The organism is Aeromonas sp. s2 (genome assembly GCF_040907935.1).
In the GTDB taxonomy this organism is placed as follows: Bacteria; Pseudomonadota; Gammaproteobacteria; order Enterobacterales; family Aeromonadaceae; genus Aeromonas; species Aeromonas dhakensis.
Map to the genome: position 1 here is coordinate 1 of NZ_JBFOCR010000004.1, position 16697 is coordinate 16697.

12 protein-coding genes and 2 tRNA genes are annotated in these 16697 nt (G+C 62.8%); 8 read left to right on the plus strand and 6 right to left on the minus strand.

The features are described from left to right. Nucleotides 1-15 precede the first annotated feature (15 nt). Together AB5Y81_RS01465 and AB5Y81_RS01470 are read left to right on the plus strand one after the other, a co-directional pair. A tRNA-Lys gene (locus AB5Y81_RS01465) sits at nt 16-91 on the plus strand. 16 nt (nt 92-107) lie between these two features. After that, nucleotides 108-183 (plus strand) — tRNA-Val (locus tag AB5Y81_RS01470). 49 nt (nt 184-232) lie between these two features. On the opposite strand, the gene AB5Y81_RS01475 is transcribed toward AB5Y81_RS01470, so the two are convergent. Next, nucleotides 233-2335 (minus strand): methyl-accepting chemotaxis protein, encoded by a 2103-nt coding sequence (locus AB5Y81_RS01475; protein WP_368146521.1) that lies wholly within the window; start codon nt 2333-2335, stop codon nt 233-235. Between the two features lie 140 nt (nt 2336-2475). Between AB5Y81_RS01475 and nadA the strand changes: the two genes are divergently transcribed. Further along, the gene (gene nadA / locus AB5Y81_RS01480) at nt 2476-3549 is read left to right on the plus strand and encodes a quinolinate synthase NadA (protein WP_017766251.1); all 1074 of its coding nucleotides are present in this window, start codon (nt 2476-2478) and stop codon (nt 3547-3549) included. 70 nt (nt 3550-3619) lie between these two features. On the opposite strand, the gene AB5Y81_RS01485 is transcribed toward nadA, so the two are convergent. Together AB5Y81_RS01485 and gap are read right to left on the minus strand one after the other, a co-directional pair. Then, nucleotides 3620-4486: a D-hexose-6-phosphate mutarotase gene (locus AB5Y81_RS01485; protein ID WP_017766252.1), complete on the minus strand. Its 867-nt coding sequence runs from the start codon at nt 4484-4486 to the stop codon at nt 3620-3622. 115 nt (nt 4487-4601) lie between these two features. After that, complete coding sequence (gene gap / locus AB5Y81_RS01490; protein WP_005304894.1) at nt 4602-5597, minus strand: type I glyceraldehyde-3-phosphate dehydrogenase; 996 nt, start codon at nt 5595-5597, stop codon at nt 4602-4604. Nucleotides 5598-5944: 347 nt separating this feature from the next. Here gap and malQ point away from each other — a divergent pair, with 347 nt between their 5' ends. The 4 genes from malQ to msrB all read left to right on the plus strand — a co-directional run bounded on the left by malQ (nt 5945) and on the right by msrB (nt 12978). Then, entirely contained in the window at nt 5945-8134 is a 2190-nt protein-coding gene (malQ, locus tag AB5Y81_RS01495; protein WP_279485274.1) for a 4-alpha-glucanotransferase, read from the plus strand. Nucleotides 8135-8216: 82 nt separating this feature from the next. After that, complete coding sequence (gene glgB / locus AB5Y81_RS01500; protein ID WP_211048411.1) at nt 8217-10394, plus strand: 1,4-alpha-glucan branching protein GlgB; 2178 nt, start codon at nt 8217-8219, stop codon at nt 10392-10394. Continuing rightward, nucleotides 10394-12535: a glycogen debranching protein GlgX gene (gene glgX / locus AB5Y81_RS01505; protein ID WP_279485275.1), complete on the plus strand. Its 2142-nt coding sequence runs from the start codon at nt 10394-10396 to the stop codon at nt 12533-12535. The genes glgB and glgX overlap by 1 nt, the downstream gene beginning before the upstream one ends. Before the next feature lie 56 nt (nt 12536-12591). After that, entirely contained in the window at nt 12592-12978 is a 387-nt protein-coding gene (gene msrB / locus AB5Y81_RS01510; protein WP_005304887.1) for a peptide-methionine (R)-S-oxide reductase MsrB, read from the plus strand. 80 nt (nt 12979-13058) lie between these two features. Here the strand turns inward: msrB and chrA are convergent, their stop codons facing one another. From chrA to AB5Y81_RS01525, 3 genes are all read right to left on the minus strand, one after another. Then, nucleotides 13059-14219: a chromate efflux transporter gene (gene chrA / locus AB5Y81_RS01515; protein WP_279485276.1), complete on the minus strand. Its 1161-nt coding sequence runs from the start codon at nt 14217-14219 to the stop codon at nt 13059-13061. Between the two features lie 136 nt (nt 14220-14355). Further along, nucleotides 14356-14799 (minus strand): NUDIX hydrolase, encoded by a 444-nt coding sequence (locus AB5Y81_RS01520; RefSeq protein WP_368146523.1) that lies wholly within the window; start codon nt 14797-14799, stop codon nt 14356-14358. A 157-nt stretch (nt 14800-14956) separates the two neighbouring features. Then, complete coding sequence (locus AB5Y81_RS01525) at nt 14957-15961, minus strand: NADP-dependent oxidoreductase (protein WP_279485278.1); 1005 nt, start codon at nt 15959-15961, stop codon at nt 14957-14959. A 204-nt stretch (nt 15962-16165) separates the two neighbouring features. Here AB5Y81_RS01525 and AB5Y81_RS01530 point away from each other — a divergent pair, with 204 nt between their 5' ends. Then, nucleotides 16166-16591: a MarR family transcriptional regulator gene (locus AB5Y81_RS01530; protein ID WP_279485279.1), complete on the plus strand. Its 426-nt coding sequence runs from the start codon at nt 16166-16168 to the stop codon at nt 16589-16591. Nucleotides 16592-16697 lie beyond the last annotated feature (106 nt).

The window sequence follows — 16697 nt, forward strand, 5'->3', positions numbered from 1 at the left end:
AAAAATGATTTAGATGGGTCGTTAGCTCAGTCGGTAGAGCAGTTGACTTTTAATCAATTGGTCGCTGGTTCGAATCCAGCACGACCCACCATCATTTCAGAATCCCAGGTCGTTTAGCTCAGCTGGGAGAGCACCTCCCTTACAAGGAGGGGGTCACTGGTTCGATCCCAGTAACGACCACCAGATTGAAAAAGCCCGCAGCAATGCGGGCTTTTTTTATGGCTGTTCGGCGTCAGGTTCTCAGCCGCTCGAGCTGGTTGGCCAGCGCCGTCGCGGCCTGTTCCAGCTGCTCGCTCAGGCGGTGGCTGGCATTGGCCTCCTGTCCCAGAGTGGTGGCAGCATCGCCGATCCGCATCAGGTTCTGGTTGATGGTGTCGCTGACGGCGCTCTGCTGTTCGGCCGCCGTGGCCACCTGGCTGATGTGGTCGTGGATCTGCTGGATCTGGGTGACCACCTGGTTGAGGGCTTCAAACGCCTGCTCCGTCCCTTCTACCGTGCTGGCCGAACGGGCGATGCCGGTACTCATCAACTGCTGGCTGCTGCTGACTTCGGTCTGCAGGCTGCCGATGAGCTGACCTATCTCGTCGGTGGACTCCCGGGTCTTGTTGGCCAGGGCCCGTACTTCATCTGCCACCACGGCAAAACCGCGCCCCATGTCGCCGGCCCGCGCCGCCTCGATGGCCGCATTGAGCGCCAGCAGGTTGGTCTGCTCGGCGATGGCCCTGATCACGTCGAGAATGCGGCTGATATTGGTGCTGCGCTGGGCGACCTGAGCGACCGCCTTGTCGGCCTGATGCATGTCCTCGACCAGAGTGTGGATCTCGTTGCGAGCCCGGCTCAGGGTCTGCTGGGCCGTGCTTATGTGGTGGGTCGCCGTCTCAGACTCCTGAGCCGCCTGCTCCGCATAACCCGCCACACTGACCGCCGTGGTGCTCATCTGATGCATGGCGCTGACCACGCTCTCCAGCTCCAGGCTCTGTTCATCCAGGCTGCTGCGCATGGTATCGGCCGTCTGCTTCATGCCACTGGCCTGCTGGTGCACTTGCTGGCCGATCTGCTTGCTGCCCTGCACCATGCCGCGCAGCTTGCCGAGGAAGGCGTTGAGGTGGCCACCCAGTTCGATCAGCTCCTGGTGGGTGTCTATCTTCATCTGCTGGGTCAGGTCTCCCTCGTGACTGGCGAGGTGAGAAACATGGCGACTGATGAGGGAGAGGGGGGCCGTGATGCTCTGGATGAACCAGATGAGTAACGCCAGCGCCAGCAGAGTGACGACGACGATGGCGATCAACTGCTGCTGCTGGGTGGCCTGCAGCAGATCACCCAGCTGATTGCTGATGGTGTTGGCCTGGCTGAGGGCCCGCGCCTTGGGCACCTTGATCATCAGCCACCACTGGCTGTCGGCGGCATCGATCCTGACCGGTTGCTGCAGGATGAAGTCGCTCTCCGTGCTCTGTGCCTGGCCGGTAGGGGCAGTGAGGCCGGCTTCCGTCAACGGCCGTCCCAGCTTGTCGGCGTGGCGGTTGCTGCCGACGATGAGCCCCATCTTGCTGACCAGGGTGACCTCGGCCTGGTTGTCGTAAAGACTCTTGCCGAGGCTCTCGGCCAGTTGCTGGAAGATGGGGAGGTTCATGTCGACGCCGGTGATGCCGACAAATTTGCCCGCCTTCAGGATGGGCACCGTCAGGCTGGTCATCAGCATCTGGTTGCCCGGGCTGATTTCGTAGAGATAGGGCTCCATCAGGCAGGGGCGCAGAGTGTCGCGGCCGCACAGGTACCACTCGCTGTTGCGAATGCCGAACTCGTTGACCGAGGTGTCGTATTTGGCGGCACTGCTGGCGGCATCCACCGGCTGCTGGCTGATCTGGCCCCCCTGATCCCGGGTAAAGTAAATCTCCAGGCTGCCCTTGCTGGCGACGGAGTGGGAGGCGCCGGCCATCCAGCTGGTATCCTGACCGTCATACCCGTCGGGTTCAAACTGGGCGTAGATGGAGCTGATGCCGCCAGCCTGCTGCAGACGGCTGCGAAGCAGCATCTCGACCTGGGGGCGGCTCAGCAGCCCGTCAGGCTGCGCCATGCTGCCCTCCAGTTGAGCTGCCATGCCCAGCGGCACCTGATAGGACTGTTGCAGCAGAGCGGCTATCTGTACCGCATAGCGCTCGGCGTGAAATTGCAGGGTACGGGATACCTCCTGCTCCAGCGCCTGGCGGGTCTGGCTCACTATGTCGTTGCGCAGGGAGTTCAGCGAGGAGGATTGCATCAGGGTCATGGCGAGGCCGCTGGCGATAAACAGACCCATGGTGAGCAGCAGCTTGGTCTTGAGTGAACGTTGTTTCATCCGACTACTCCTTTGGCAAGAATGACAACGAATGAGATGAGTATATTCGGACGCTTGCACGGCACCTGATTTGTTGATGGGTTTGTGCACGGCTTCTGGTTATAATTTTTGCCTTTCCAAGCGTTGATGGAACAGTCGCAATGAGCAATGCACTGAACAATGTCCCGCCGGTAGTCGAGATGGACTATCCGTTTCCGGCCAAGCCCCTTCCCCTGAGCGCCGAGCAGAAGACGACCCTGATCGCAGACATCAAGGCACTGCTCAAGGAGCGCAAGGCGGTGCTGGTCGCCCACTACTACACGGATCCCGAGATCCAGGCGTTGGCGGAGGAGACCGGCGGTTTCGTCGGTGACTCCCTCGAGATGGCCCGTTTTGGTCGCGATCATGAGGCGCAGACCCTGATCGTCGCCGGCGTGCGCTTCATGGGGGAGACCTCCAAGATCCTGAGCCCCCACAAGCGGGTGCTGATGCCGACCCTGGAAGCCGAGTGTTCCCTCGATCTGGGCTGCCCCATCGAGCAGTTCTCCGCCTTCTGTGACGCCCATCCCGATCACATCGTAGTGGTCTATGCCAACACTTCCGCGGCGGTCAAGGCGCGGGCGGACTGGGTGGTCACCTCCAGCATCGCGCTGGAGATCGTCGAGCACCTGGACAGCCAGGGTCACAAGATCATCTGGGGCCCGGACCGTCACCTGGGGGCCTATATCGAGAAGAAGACGGGCGCCGAGATGCTGCGCTGGCAGGGCCACTGCATCGTTCACGACGAGTTCAAGGCCCGCGCCCTGCGCGAGCTGAAGGAGCAGAATCCGGATGCCGCCGTGCTGGTGCACCCGGAATCGCCCGCCTCGGTGATAGAACTGGCCGATGCGGTGGGCTCCACCAGCCAGCTGATCAAGGCGGCCAGGGAGCTGCCCCAGCAGAAGCTCATCGTGGCGACCGATCGCGGCATCTTCTACAAGATGCAGCAGGCCTGCCCGGAGAAGGAGATGGTGGAAGCGCCGACCGGTGGCGACGGTGCCACCTGCCGCAGCTGTGCCCACTGCCCCTGGATGGCGATGAACGGTCTGGTGGCCATCAAGTCGGCCCTGACCGACGGCGCCGAGCGCCACGAGATCCATGTGGACGAGGATCTGCGGGTGAAGGCGCTGATCCCGCTCGACCGCATGCTTAACTTCGCCGCCGAGCTCAAGCTCAAGACCCAGGGCAATGCCTGAGTGGGATAGGTGATGAGAGGTAGAGAGGGCTCCCGCGGGAGCCCTCTTTATTTATCCGTCAGCCGAATAGTCAGATGATGACGGTAGAGAAGCTGTGCTCTTCATCCGGTGCAACGGTCACGCCTGCCTCGCTGGCGATGGCCGCTTCGACGCACAGCATGGTGCGATAGCCGTCATCACTCATGTCGGCCATGGCGCTCGCCCCTTCCAGCCAGGGGGTCCAGACCACCACGCTGTCGTGGTTGCCGCTGACCACTCGAGTCTGACGTTCGCCATCCTGGATGCTGACCTGGGCGTCTGGCTGCCAGTAGACCCTATCCAGCGGCCCGTTCAGGGTCAGAGGGCCCTGCTGCTGGCCATTCTGGCCAGTCAGCTTGTCGGCATAGGGCTCGCCAAGGCCGCTGACGCTCACTGCCTCCGGCTCGCTTATCTGCAGGTAGGTGTGCAGGGCACCGCCGTAGACAAGGGGCTCTTTACCGGTATTGCGGGTAGTCAGTACCAGGGCCAGCTCCTTGCCCACCAGTACGTCCAGCTCCAGCTCGAAGGCGTGGGGCCAGAGCTGACGGGTTGCCTCGTTGTCACGCAGAGACAGATGGACGAGCGTACCGTCGCCGTGATCGGAGACGCCGTCCAGCGTCCACAGGCTGGTGCGGGCAAAGCCGTGGGAGGGCTTGCCGCTGCCGACGCGGGCCGGCGCCGGGCCAAACCAGGGCCAGCAGAGAGGAATGCCGCCGCGAATGGGCTTGCTGCCATCCAGCACAGCCTTGTCGCTGAGCCAGATGGAGGCGGGTTCATCATGGCGCTGATAGCTCAGTACGTGGGCGCCAAACAGGCTGATTTCTGCCTTGGCGTAGCCGTTGTCGATGGTCAGCAGCGGCTGGCCTGCCGGGTGGTGGCTGAGGGTACAGTGGGCAGTCAGAGTGCGTGTCGGTTGCATGAGGACTCCTGTGCTCGCGCACATTCAGAAGAGAAGGGTGGAATAATCCCGGTCCAGAATACAAAAAGGCGGCCCATGGCCGCCTTTTTCAAGCTACTTGATTGCTTATCCCAAATTACTTGGAGATGTGAGCGATCAGGTCCAGAACCTTGCTGGAGTAGCCCATTTCGTTGTCGTACCAGGATACAACTTTAACGAACTTGTCGGTCAGCTGGATACCAGCCTTGGCGTCGAATACGGAGGTCTGACGCTCGCCCAGGAAGTCGGTGGAAACCACTTCGTCTTCGGTGTAGCCCAGCACGCCCTTCATGGCGCCTTCGGAAGCAGCTTTCATCGCTTCGCAGATTTCTGCGTAGGTGGCGGCTTTCTTCAGGTTGACGGTCAGGTCAACTACGGATACGTCCGGAGTCGGAACACGGAAAGCCATACCGGTCAGCAGGCCTTTCAGTTCCGGGATAACGACGCCAACAGCCTTGGCAGCACCGGTAGAGGACGGGATGATGTTCTGAGCCGCACCGCGGCCACCGCGCCAGTCTTTGGCAGACGGACCATCAACGGTCTTCTGGGTAGCAGTGGTAGCGTGAACGGTGGTCATCAGACCGGATTCGATACCGAAGGTGTCGTTCAGTACTTTGGCGATCGGAGCCAGGCAGTTGGTGGTGCAGGAAGCGTTGGAAACGATGTCCTGGCCAGCGTAGGTAGCGTGGTTAACGCCCATTACGAACATCGGGGTAGCGTCTTTGGACGGACCGGTCAGTACAACTTTCTTGGCGCCGGCAGCGATGTGCTTGCGAGCGGTCTCGTCGGTCAGGAACAGACCGGTAGCTTCGGCAACAACGTCAACACCGATGGCATCCCATTTCAGGTTGGCCGGGTCACGTTCAGCGGTAACACGTACGGTTTTGCCGTTGACAACCAGGTTGCCGTCTTTGACTTCAACGGTGCCCTTGAAACGGCCGTGAGTGGAGTCGTACTTCAGCATGTAAGCCATGTAGTCAACGTCGATCAGATCGTTGATACCAACAACTTCGATGTCGTTGCGCTCGCAAGCCAGACGGAAGACGAAGCGACCGATGCGGCCAAAACCGTTAATACCTACTTTGATAGTCATAATTGGTTACCTAACTGTTCAGTAGTCAAAGAAAATTCCGCTTGTAAATTTACTAGAACTCCCCCGCGAGTCAACCAACAATCTGTCTGAAATTGCGCTATATCATGAAAAACTGTGAAATTTATTTTCTGTTTATGTAACTGACTACCAGCTTTTGGCGAAATAACTATCGATGGGACCGGCGTGGCAGTTATCAACAATAGTGCCTACTCGGTCACACAACCAGCCAGACAGATGTGTAAAAATGTGCGCGGTTTAGCATGGCCCATAGAGCCACTGTTCAAGTACCACCCATAAAAATTAATCAAAATAGTATAGATAGAATCCACAGCGGGAATTCTCAAACTATGACCACCCTGATTGAACAGCTGGCTGCCGCTAAAGGTATCGCCAGCGAGTATGTTGATGCCTGGGGCCACCCGGCTCAGGTATCCGAAGAGAGCAAGGCCGCCATGCTGGGCGCCATGGGTTACCGCGTCGACGACGAGGCCGCCCTGACTGAACAGCTTGAGCAGGAGCACCGCCAGCACTGGCTGCGTGCGCTGGATCCCGTGATGGTGGTTCGCAGCGGCGAGCCCATTACCCTTGAAGTCCGTCTGCCCATCGAATTCGTCAACGACGCCCTCACCTGGCAGCTCAAGCTGGAGCAGGGCGGCCTGTTGTCCGGTCAGTTCACCCCCATCGACGGTGAGCTGGTCGGCGTGGCTGAATTCGAAGAGATGGAGTGCCAGGCCTATCGCGTGGCTCTGGATGTGCAGCCCGAGCTGGGTTATCACGATCTGATCCTGCTGGAGGAGGGCAACGACGAGCCGCTCGCCAGCATGCGCCTCATCGTCGCGCCCAAGGCGTGCTACAAGCAGCCTCCCATTGCCAATGGCCGCAAGGTGTGGGGCCCGAGCGTACAGCTCTACTGCCTGCGCAGCCGCCACAACTGGGGCATCGGCGATTTTAGCGATCTGGGTCAGCTGGTCGAGAAGATGGCCGCCTGGGGCGCCCACTTCGTCGGCCTCAACCCGATCCATGCCCTCTATCCGGCCAACCCGGAGAGCGCCAGCCCTTACAGCCCCTCGTCCCGACGCTGGCTCAACGTGGCCTACATCGATGTGGAGGCTGTACCCGAATTCCAAGGGAACGCAGGCCTCAAGGCGGAAGTGGCAAGCCCCGCTTTCCAGCAGCATCTGAGCGAGCTGCGTGCCAAGGGCAACGTGGATTACACCGGCGTCATCGAGACCAAGCTCGGCATGCTGCGCCAGGTGTTCGATCAGGCGAGCCTCGGCGCCGAGCGTCAGGCCGCTTTCGATGCATTCGTCGTCGCCGGCGGCGACAGCTTGCAGCAACAGGCCGCCTTTGATGCCCTGCAAGCCCACTTCTATGCCAAGGGCGAGAATGCCTGGGGTTGGCCGGTGTGGCCGGAGCCGTTCCGCGACTACCACAATCCCGAAGTGGCGGCCTGGATGGCCGAGCACCGCCAGGATGTGAATTTCTACCTCTATCTGCAGTTCCTGGCCGACGAGCAGCTGGCCCGGGCCGACGCCCGTGCCAAGGCGGCCGGCATGGTGATGGGGATCTACCGCGATCTGGCGGTGGGCGTCTCCGAAGGCTCCACCGAGATCTGGGCCAACCGGGATCTCTACTGCCCGAAAGCCTCGGTCGGTGCGCCGCCCGATATCCTGGGCCCGCTAGGTCAGAACTGGGGTCTGCCCCCCATGAACCCGAACCAGCTGTTCGAGGCGGCCTACCAGCCGATGGTGGATCTGTTCCGTGCCAACATGCGCTCCTGCGGCGCGCTGCGTATCGACCACGTGATGGCCTTGTTGCGCTTGTGGTGGGTGCCGCCCGGAGAGTCGGCCGCCAAAGGCGCCTACATCTATTACCCGGTCAACGATCTGCTTGGCATCCTGGCCCTCGAGTCCCACCGCAATCAGTGTCTGCTGATCGGCGAGGATCTCGGTACCGTGCCGGAGGGGATCGACGTGACCCTCAAAGAGAACGGCGTCCACTCCTACAAGGTGTTCTTCTTCGAACGTTCCAAGGACGATGGCGGCTTCATCTCCCCGGCTCACTATGCCGAGCAGGCGATGTCGGCGCTGACCACCCATGACATGCCGACCCTCAAAGGCTTCTGGCATTGTGACGATCTGGCGCTGGGACGCGAGCTGGGCTTGTATCCAGATGAAGACGTACTCAAGACCCTGTATGCTGATCGCCACCAGGCCAAGCAGCGCATTCTCGACAGCCTGCACGGCCACGGGGTGATCTCCGGCAACATCAGCCACGACGTGAACTGGGTCGGCATGAACACCGAGCTCAACCACGGTCTGCAACTGCATATGTCTCGCGGCAGCTGCGCCCTGTTCAGCACCCAGCTGGAGGATTGGCTGGAGATGGACAAGCCGGTCAACGTGCCGGGCACCAGTTACGAGTACCCGAACTGGCGCCGCAAGCTCTCCACCGATCTGGAGGATATTTTTGCCAATGAGGCGCTCAAGGCGCTGGCAGGCAAGATGAGCCAGGCCCGTGACGAGGCCAGTCGTTGAGCCACTGCCGACAAAACGTGACTCACTTACATCCGCTTCGGCCCAGGCCGGAGCGGATGCTCAGCTATGAAAGGAAATCTCGATGCTCGTTGAACGTTTGGTTGCAGCCCGCTGTTCCGATCCCTTCTCCCACTTAGGCCTGCAGGCCAACCCGGATGGGCCCGGCCTCAAGCTGACCGTCTGGTTACCCGATGCCCAGGCCGTAAGGGTCAGGGATCTCAAGTCGGGCAAGATTGTTGCCACCCTGGCGCCCACCGATGATTCGGGCCTCTTTGAAACTGTTTTCACCCGCCGTAAAAACCCCTTCCCCTACCAGTTGCTTGCCGACTACCCAGATACCACCGTCGAGGTCATCGATCCCTATCAGTTCCAGGATGCGGGCTGGGCCGGGTTGGCAGAGCTCACCTACCAGCCGGAAAACCTCTACCACACGCTCGGTGCCCAACTGCGCACAGTGGAGCATCTGGACCAGCGAGTGGAAGGGGTGCGCTTTGCGGTCTATGCGCCGAGCGCCACCGCGGTGAGCCTCATCGGCGATTTCAACTTCTGGGATGGCCGTCGTCACCCGATGCAGCGCAGCCAGTGCGGTCACTGGGTGCTGTTCGTGCCGGGCCTCAAGGCCGGGGATCGCTACAAGTTCGAACTGAAAGACCCCATGGGCAACCGGCTGCCGCACAAGAGCGACCCGGTGGGTTTCTACTGCGAGCAGTACCCCTCGTTCGCCTCCGTGGTCTATGACCACGACCAGTACCAGTGGCAGGATGCCGCCTGGCGCGAGAGCCAGCTCAACGACAAGCGCGAGCAGCCGCTCTCCATCTACGAGTTGCACGTGGGTTCCTGGAAGCGCCACCCCAACGGTGACAGCCTGAGCTGGCGCGAGCTGGCGGTGGAGCTGGTCGATTACGTCAAAGAGATGGAGTACACCCACATCGAGTTGCTGCCGGTCTCCGAGCATCCGTTCAGCGGCTCCTGGGGCTACCAGCCGGTGGGCATGTTCTCTCCCACCAGCCGCTACGGCACGGCTGATGATTTCAAATACTTCGTGGATCAGTGCCACCAGGCCGGGATCGGCGTGATTCTGGATTGGGTGCCCGCCCACTTCCCGTCCGATGCCCACGGGCTGGCTCGCTTCGACGGCACTCCGCTCTACGAGTACGAAGATCCGCGCCGTGGCTGGCACCCGGACTGGAACTCCTACATCTATGACTTCGGTCGCAATACGGTGCGCCAGTTCCTGGTGGCCAGCGCCCTGTTCTGGCTCGACAAGTTCCACGTCGACGGCCTGCGGGTAGATGCGGTGGCCTCCATGCTCTATCTGGACTATTCCCGCAACGAGGGGGAGTGGGTGCCCAACGTCGATGGCGGCAACCACAACTACGAGGCGATCAGCCTGCTCAAGTGGGCCAACGAGGAGGTATACGGCAAGTACCCCCACGCCATGACCATCGCCGAGGAGTCCACCGCCTTCGCCGGGGTCTCCCGTCCCACTTTCCTGGGCGGTCTGGGTTTTGGCTTCAAGTGGAATATGGGCTGGATGCACGACACCCTCACCTACATGCAGAAGGAGCCCATTCACCGTCGCTACCACCACAACGACATGACTTTCTCCATGGTGTACCACTATGACGAGAACTTCATTCTGTCGCTCTCCCACGACGAGGTGGTGCACGGCAAGCACTCCATGCTCTACAAGATGCCGGGGGACGAGTGGCAGCAGGCGGCCAACCTGCGTGCCTACATGGGCTTCATGTATGCTCATCCCGGCAAGAAGCTCAACTTCATGGGCACCGAGATCGCCCAGAGCAACGAGTGGAATCACGATGCCCAGCTGCCCTGGCACCTGCTGCAGTATCCCAAGCATGGCGGCCAGCAGCGGCTGATCCACGACCTCAACCACCTCTACCGTCATGAAGCTGCCTTGTATCAGGCGGACTATGAGCAGAACGGCTTCCGCTGGCTGGATCACAACGACGCCGACAACAGCATCTTCGCCTGGCTGAGGGCCGACAAGCAGGGAGCCAACCCGCTGGTGGTGGCCTGCAACTTCACCCCGGTGCCGCGTATCGGTTATCGCCTCGGGGTGCCTGCGGCCGGTCACTACCGGGTGGTGCTCAACACCGACAGCGAGCATTACTGGGGCAGCAACTATGATGTGGGTCTGGTGTTCGTCGCCGAGCCGACCCCCTGGCAGGGGATGGCGCACAGCATAGTGCTGGACTTGCCGCCGCTCGCGACCTTGTTCATCAAACAGGAGCCTTGATGTTTGTAATGGAAAAGGGGCAGGACTACCCGCTGGGAGTGCTGCTCGACAAGACGGGTTGTCACTTCTGCGTCTGGGCGCCGCAATCGGACAAGGTGGAGCTCTGCCTGTTCGACGAGCAGGAGCGGGAGCTGGCCCGTCTCGAGCTGCCCGGCCGGCGCGGCCAGTACCGCTTCGGCTATGTGCGCGGGGTTCGGGCCGGCCAGCGTTACGGCTACCGGGTGCACGGCATCTCCCAGGAGGGGATGCTGTTCGACCCGGACAAGCTGCTGATCGACCCTTATGCCAGGGCACTCAGCCGCCCCACCTATTGGGACGATGCCCTCTATCAGGGGGACAGCGCGGCCATGGTGGCCAAGTCGGTGGTGGTGGATGATGCATTCGACTGGCAGGGGGTGGGCAAGCCCGCCATCGAGCCGGCCCGCACCGTCATCTACGAGGCTCACGTCAAGGGCCTCACCCGCCAGCATCAGGGGGTGCCGAGCGAGCTGCGCGGCACCTATCTGGGGATCTGCCACCCGCTCATCATCGAACATCTCAAGTCCCTCGGCGTTAGCGCGGTCCAGCTGATGCCGGTGGCGGCCTTCATGTCCGAGCCCCGGCTCGAGCAGCTGGGGCTCACCAACTACTGGGGTTACAACCCCATCGCCTTCTTCGCCCCCGAGCCGCGCTATGCGGCGCAGGAGGCGGTGACCGAGTTCAAGACCATGGTGCGCGAGCTGCACAGGGCCGGGCTCGAGGTGATCCTGGACGTGGTCTACAACCATACTGCGGAGGCGGGCTTCGACGGCCCAGTGCTCTCCTTCAAGGGTTTTGACAACGCCGGTTACTACTCCTTCGAGGCGGGGGCCCACGGCCCCGATTACACTCGTCACGCCAACGTTACCGGTTGCGGCAACAGCGTCAATCTGGATCACCCCAACAGCCTGCGGCTGGTGCTCGACGCCCTGCGCTACTGGGTCACCGAGATGCAGGTGGACGGCTTTCGCTTCGATCTGGCGGTCACCCTGGCGCGCGAGGCGGGCGAGTTCGACCCCATGGGGGCCTTCTTCAAGGCCATGATGGCGGATCCCGTGCTGGCGCGGGTCAAGCTCATCGCCGAACCCTGGGATATCGGCCCCTTCGGCTATCGGCTCGGCCAGTTTCCGAGCCAGTGGCTGGAGATCAACGACCGCTACCGCGACACGGTGCGTGCCTTCTGGCGCGGCGATGCGGGCAAGATGGGGGACTTTGCCACCCGGCTGGTGGGTTCAAGGGATCTGTTCCCGAAGAACTGGCGTTCCCCCCATACCAGCGTCAACTACCTCTGCTATCACGATGGCTTCACCCTGGAGGATCTGGTCTCTTACAACCAGCGCCACAACCAGGCCAACGGCGAGGACAACCGGGACGGCCACGGCAACAACCTCTCCTGCAACCACGGCGTCGAGGGGCCGACGCTCGACCCCAGGGTGAACAACCTGCGCCAGCAGCAGAAGCGTAATCTGATCGCCACCCTGCTGCTGTCGCAAGGGACACCGCACTTCCTCGCCGGCGACGAGATGGGCCGCAGCCAGCTTGGCAACAACAACGCCTACTGCCAGGACAACCAGATCAGCTGGGTCAACTGGCAGTGGCGACCGGAGGACGAGCGGCTGCTCGCCTTCACCCAGCAGATGATGGCGCTGCGGGCGGAGTCCACCGTCTTCTCCAATCTGCAGCTGAGCGACGACAGCTGGAACGGTGCCTCCAGCAGCTGCCACCAGGTCAACTGGTATCACCCGGACGGCCATCAGCTCACCGATCAGGATTGGCACGCCCCCATGGGACAGGCGTTCGCCATGGACATCGGCATGATCGGCTGCGGCGGGGAGCGCTGGTTCGTGCTGTTCAACGCCAGCGACTACGACATCCAGTTCCGTCTGCCGCCACCGGGGGATGGCATGGAGTGGATCCAGACCATCGACACCGCCACCAATGACGGCTTGCCGTTCCTGCCCGACGACATCAAGCGCCAGGTGGCGGTGGGCCGGGCCCACTCCCTCAAGCTGCTGGAGCGGGTGGCCCTGAGTGCGGTGGCGCTGGCGGAGGAAGAGGCGCTGGCCACTGCGGATGTTGCCGCCGTGTTGCCAACGGGATCACAGTTCCCGCTGGCGGGGTAGAGTGCGGCGCCCTGACTGGGTATGCTGGGCACCGTTATCAGTGGTGAGGAGTCGGAATGAGCAGTAACAACCCCGAACAGTGGCGCGACAAGCTGAGCGCCGAGCAGTTTCACGTCTGCTGGGAGAAGGGCACGGAGCGTCCCTACAGCGGCGCCCTGCTCCACAACCGCAAGAGCGGCGACTACCTGTGTGTCTGCTGCAAGAGCGTGCTGTTTCACTCGGACGCCAAGTTTGATTCGGGCTGCGGCTGGCCCTCGTTTGATCGGGCCATCGACGGGACCGTGACCTACACAGAGGACAACAGCCACGGCATGAAACGGGTGGAGATCACCTGCAGCCAGTGCGGCTCCCACCTCGGTCACGTCTTCCCGGACGGGCCGACCGAGACCGGCCAGCGCTACTGCGTCAACAGCCTGAGCCTGGATTTCGATCCCGAGCCCTGAGCCTGGCGATAGACATGCATGCAAAAACGGCCCCCTGCCTTGGCAAGGGGCCGTTTCTTTGTGGTCGCCGCCAGGGTCGCTCAGGCCAGCAGCAGAGTGGCGCCCATCAACAGGGTCGCCAGCGCCAGAATGGGGAGCCTGAGTGCCCGCAGCAGGTAGAAGCCGACGGCGGCCAGCGCCAGATCGGTGGGGGCCAGCACGGCGCTCTGCCAGACCGGCTGATAGAGTGCCGCCAGCAGCAGACCCACCACGGCGGCGTTGATGCCGGCTACGGCGCCGGCGAGGCGAGGGTGGGCCAGCCAGCTCTGCCAGCAGGGGCCCATGGCCCACAGCAGCAGAAAACCGGGCAGAAACAGCGCCAGGGTCGCCAGCAGAGCGCCGCCCAACGGGGTGGCCGGCAGCAACTGGGCACCGAGATAGGTCGCCAGGGTGAACATGGGACCGGGCACCAGCTGGGCCAGGCTGTAGCCGGTCAGGAGCTGCTGCTGGCTGAGGCTGTGCCCCGCGCTCTCCGCCAGCAGGGGCAGCACCACGTGGCCGCCGCCAAACACCAGGCTGCCGGCCCGGTAGAAGTCGGCGACCAGCTGGCCGACGGAGCCCCCCAGCAGCGGCAGGCCGACAAACAGCAGGGCGAACATCAGCAGGGTGGGCCAGTGGGGTCGGCTCACAGCGCCGGCAGACGACAAGGGAGTGCCGCTGTGGTCTGCCTGGCGGGCACAGAGCAGGGCGGCGCCCGCCAGCATGACGAGCTGGGTGAGCAGGCCGGGTTGCCACCAGAGGGCAGCCGCAGTGGCGACCATGATCCCCTGATTGCGCGTTGTCTTGCAGAACTGGCGGCTCATGGTGAGCACCGCATCGGCCACCACCACCAGCGCCAGCAGCTTGAGGCCGTGCAGGGCGGCATCGAGCCAGACGTTGTTGCCGAGCTGGCCCAGACCGATGGCGGCGGCCAGCAACAACAGGAAGGAGGGGAGGGTGAAGCCGGCGAAGGCAGCCAGCGCTCCGCCAAGCCCGGCCCGCTGGCGACCGATGGCAAAGCCGAGCTGGCTGGAGGCGGGGCCCGGCAGCAGCTGGCAGAGGGCCAGCAACTGGGCGAATTCGGCCTGGGTCAGCCAGCCCCGCCGCTCGACAAAGGTGCGCTGGAAGTAGCCGATATGGGCGGCCGGCCCGCCAAAACTGACACAGCCCAACCACAGAAATTGCATGAATACCTGTCCCACCTCGTCGCTCTCCTCGCGCATTTCATCAGACGGTGGAGATGATATGACAAAGCGGTGACTTTTTGATGACAATCGGAGTGGATTGCGGGCTCACGGGGATGCCTCACTGGCTGGTGAGGCGGCGGGCTCATCGTGGTGGGGCGGGCTCCTGTATGGACTATTCAGCGTGGGAGGGGGCGGTCGGCAGATAGCAACGGCCAGCAAGCCAGCAGGCGATGGACTGGCGGCTGGCATCGAAGTGAGGCTCTGGCAGATTGCGCGGGTCGCACCAGATCCAGCCTTCGCACTTCTCAGGCTCCAGCAGCTGGGGCTCTCCCTCTACCTCGGCCAGCAGGGTGACCGAGACATAGTGCAGGCCGCTCTCACGCCAGGTCTCCAGGTTGTTGGTGACGGCGATGACGCTGGGGTTGCTGATCCGAAAACCCGTCTCCTCGGCCACTTCCCGGATCGCTGCCGATTCGAACGTCTCTCCCAGCTCCAGATGACCGCCGGCGATGGACCAGTAAGGGGCGTGGCTCCCCTTGCGCTTGCCAAGCAGCACCTGGCCCTGGCGGTTGGTCAGTATCACGCCGACACCGACGCGGGGATAGGGAGTTGACATAAGAAGGGCTCCTTGCAGGGATGACGCGGGACAAGCAGGGAACCCATGAGCGGCTCCTTGCACAAACGGCGAATTGCACCATAAAAAACGGGCCCACCTTAGGTCGGATGGGCCCGTCATGCAAGCAGTCTGCGGCGTCAGGCGCCAGTGCGGAGGATCACCCCAGCTTGACCAGCATCTTGCCGGTGTTGCGCCCCTCGAACAGTCCGATGAAGGCCTGCGGCATGCTGGCGAGCCCCTGATAGACGGTCTCCTCGGCCTGCAGGGTGCCGGCGTCGAAGGCCGGGGTCACTTCGGCCAGAAACTCGCCGTAGTGCTGCCAGTGATCGAACACGATCAGCCCCTGCATGGTGAGGCGCTTGCGGATCACCTGGGAGAGGTTGCGCGGCCCGCTCGCCTCGCTCTGGCCGTTGTACTGCTCGATGAGCCCGCACATCACGATGCGACCGTGCACCACCATGTGGTTGAGGGCGGCGTCCAGCATGGCGCCCCCCACGTTCTCGAAGTAGACGTGGATCCCCTCCGGTGCCAGCCGGGCCAGCTCGGCATCGAGATCCGGGGTGGTCCGGTAGTTGATCACCTCGTCGGCCCCCAGGCTCTTGAGGTAGGCCACCTTGTCGGCCGACCCGGTGGAGCCGATGACGCGGGCCCCCGCCCGTTTGGCAAGCTGCACCACCATGGAGCCGACGGCGCCGGAGGCGGCCGACACCAGCACGGTTTCACCGGCCTGCAGTTTGGCGATGCGGTTGAGCCCGGTCCAGGCGGTCATGCCCGGCATGCCGAGGGCGCCAAGAAAGCGCTGGGGCGGCAGGCGGGTGTCGGGCAGTCTGGTCAGCTGGGCGCCATTGGCGACGAAGCGATCGCGCCAGCCCAGCATGCTGCTCACCCGGTCACCCACCGCGAAGTCCGGGTGGCGCGAGGCCTCCACCACGCCGATGGCGCCGCCATCGAGGGGGCCGTTGAGGGGGAAGGGGGGCACATAGCTCTTGGCCTCGCTCATGCGACCGCGCATGTAGGGATCCACCGACAGCCACTGGTTGGCGACCTGCACCTCGCCCTCCTGCAAGGGGGGCAGCGGCACCTCGACCAGGGCGAAGTCGGCGGCGGCGGGCAGGCCGACCGGGCGGCGCAGCAGTTGGATTTGATGGCTGGTGGCATTCATGGCGGTTCTCCCGTTGGATCTGGTGCAAGCCTCGCCGGCGACGGGCCGGGCTCTGTGTGTTGGCGGCGTTGGATGATTTTATTTGCGTGCAAACTAAAATCAGGTTAATCCTGAAACGGAGGGCTGACAACTGTTTTGTGTGCAAATTATTCAGCCCCTCATGCTCCTGGGGTATACTGGCCCCAGTCGTCAGCGAGGTGCCCCATGAGTGAATTGAAAAAGCAGGTCTGTTTTGCCCTCTACAGCGCCTCCAATGCGGTGATGCGGGCCTACCGGCCGCTGCTGGACATGCTGGATCTCACCTACACCCAGTATCTGGTGATGCTGTCGCTGTGGGCGCGGGACGAGGTCAGCCTCAAGGAGATAGGCCAGGAGACCGGGCTGGATGCGGGCACCCTGACCCCCATCGTCAAGCGGCTGGAGAGCAAGGGCTGGCTGACCCGCACCGTCTCCCGCGAGGATGAGCGGCAAAAATGCATTCGCCTGACCGAGGCGGGCCGCCAGCTGCAGCAAGAGGTGCAGGGCTGCTGTCTGGCAGACAGCTTGCGCAATCAGGTGGATCTGGCCGATGCTGAACTGGCCCAGCTCAAGCAGCTCTGCGATCGCATCTCGGCCCAGCTGGGGCGTTGAGTTCGACCGACCATCCGTCTGAGGAGCCCTCCATAAGAATCTTGTTGCCCCTGTTTGCCCTGCTGCTGGGTGCCTGCAGCACCAGTTCCCACTCCCCGTCGATGGC

Coding starts and splice junctions, on each gene's coding strand:
- AB5Y81_RS01475 (WP_368146521.1), bottom strand. CDS start 2,335: ATGAAACAACGTTCACTCAAGACCAAGCTGCTGCTCACCATGGGTCTG.
- nadA (WP_017766251.1), top strand. CDS start 2,476: ATGAGCAATGCACTGAACAATGTCCCGCCGGTAGTCGAGATGGACTAT.
- AB5Y81_RS01485 (WP_017766252.1), bottom strand. CDS start 4,486: ATGCAACCGACACGCACTCTGACTGCCCACTGTACCCTCAGCCACCAC.
- gap (WP_005304894.1), bottom strand. CDS start 5,597: ATGACTATCAAAGTAGGTATTAACGGTTTTGGCCGCATCGGTCGCTTC.
- malQ (WP_279485274.1), top strand. CDS start 5,945: ATGACCACCCTGATTGAACAGCTGGCTGCCGCTAAAGGTATCGCCAGC.
- glgB (WP_211048411.1), top strand. CDS start 8,217: ATGCTCGTTGAACGTTTGGTTGCAGCCCGCTGTTCCGATCCCTTCTCC.
- glgX (WP_279485275.1), top strand. CDS start 10,394: ATGTTTGTAATGGAAAAGGGGCAGGACTACCCGCTGGGAGTGCTGCTC.
- msrB (WP_005304887.1), top strand. CDS start 12,592: ATGAGCAGTAACAACCCCGAACAGTGGCGCGACAAGCTGAGCGCCGAG.
- chrA (WP_279485276.1), bottom strand. CDS start 14,219: ATGCGCGAGGAGAGCGACGAGGTGGGACAGGTATTCATGCAATTTCTG.
- AB5Y81_RS01520 (WP_368146523.1), bottom strand. CDS start 14,799: ATGTCAACTCCCTATCCCCGCGTCGGTGTCGGCGTGATACTGACCAAC.
- AB5Y81_RS01525 (WP_279485278.1), bottom strand. CDS start 15,961: ATGAATGCCACCAGCCATCAAATCCAACTGCTGCGCCGCCCGGTCGGC.
- AB5Y81_RS01530 (WP_279485279.1), top strand. CDS start 16,166: ATGAGTGAATTGAAAAAGCAGGTCTGTTTTGCCCTCTACAGCGCCTCC.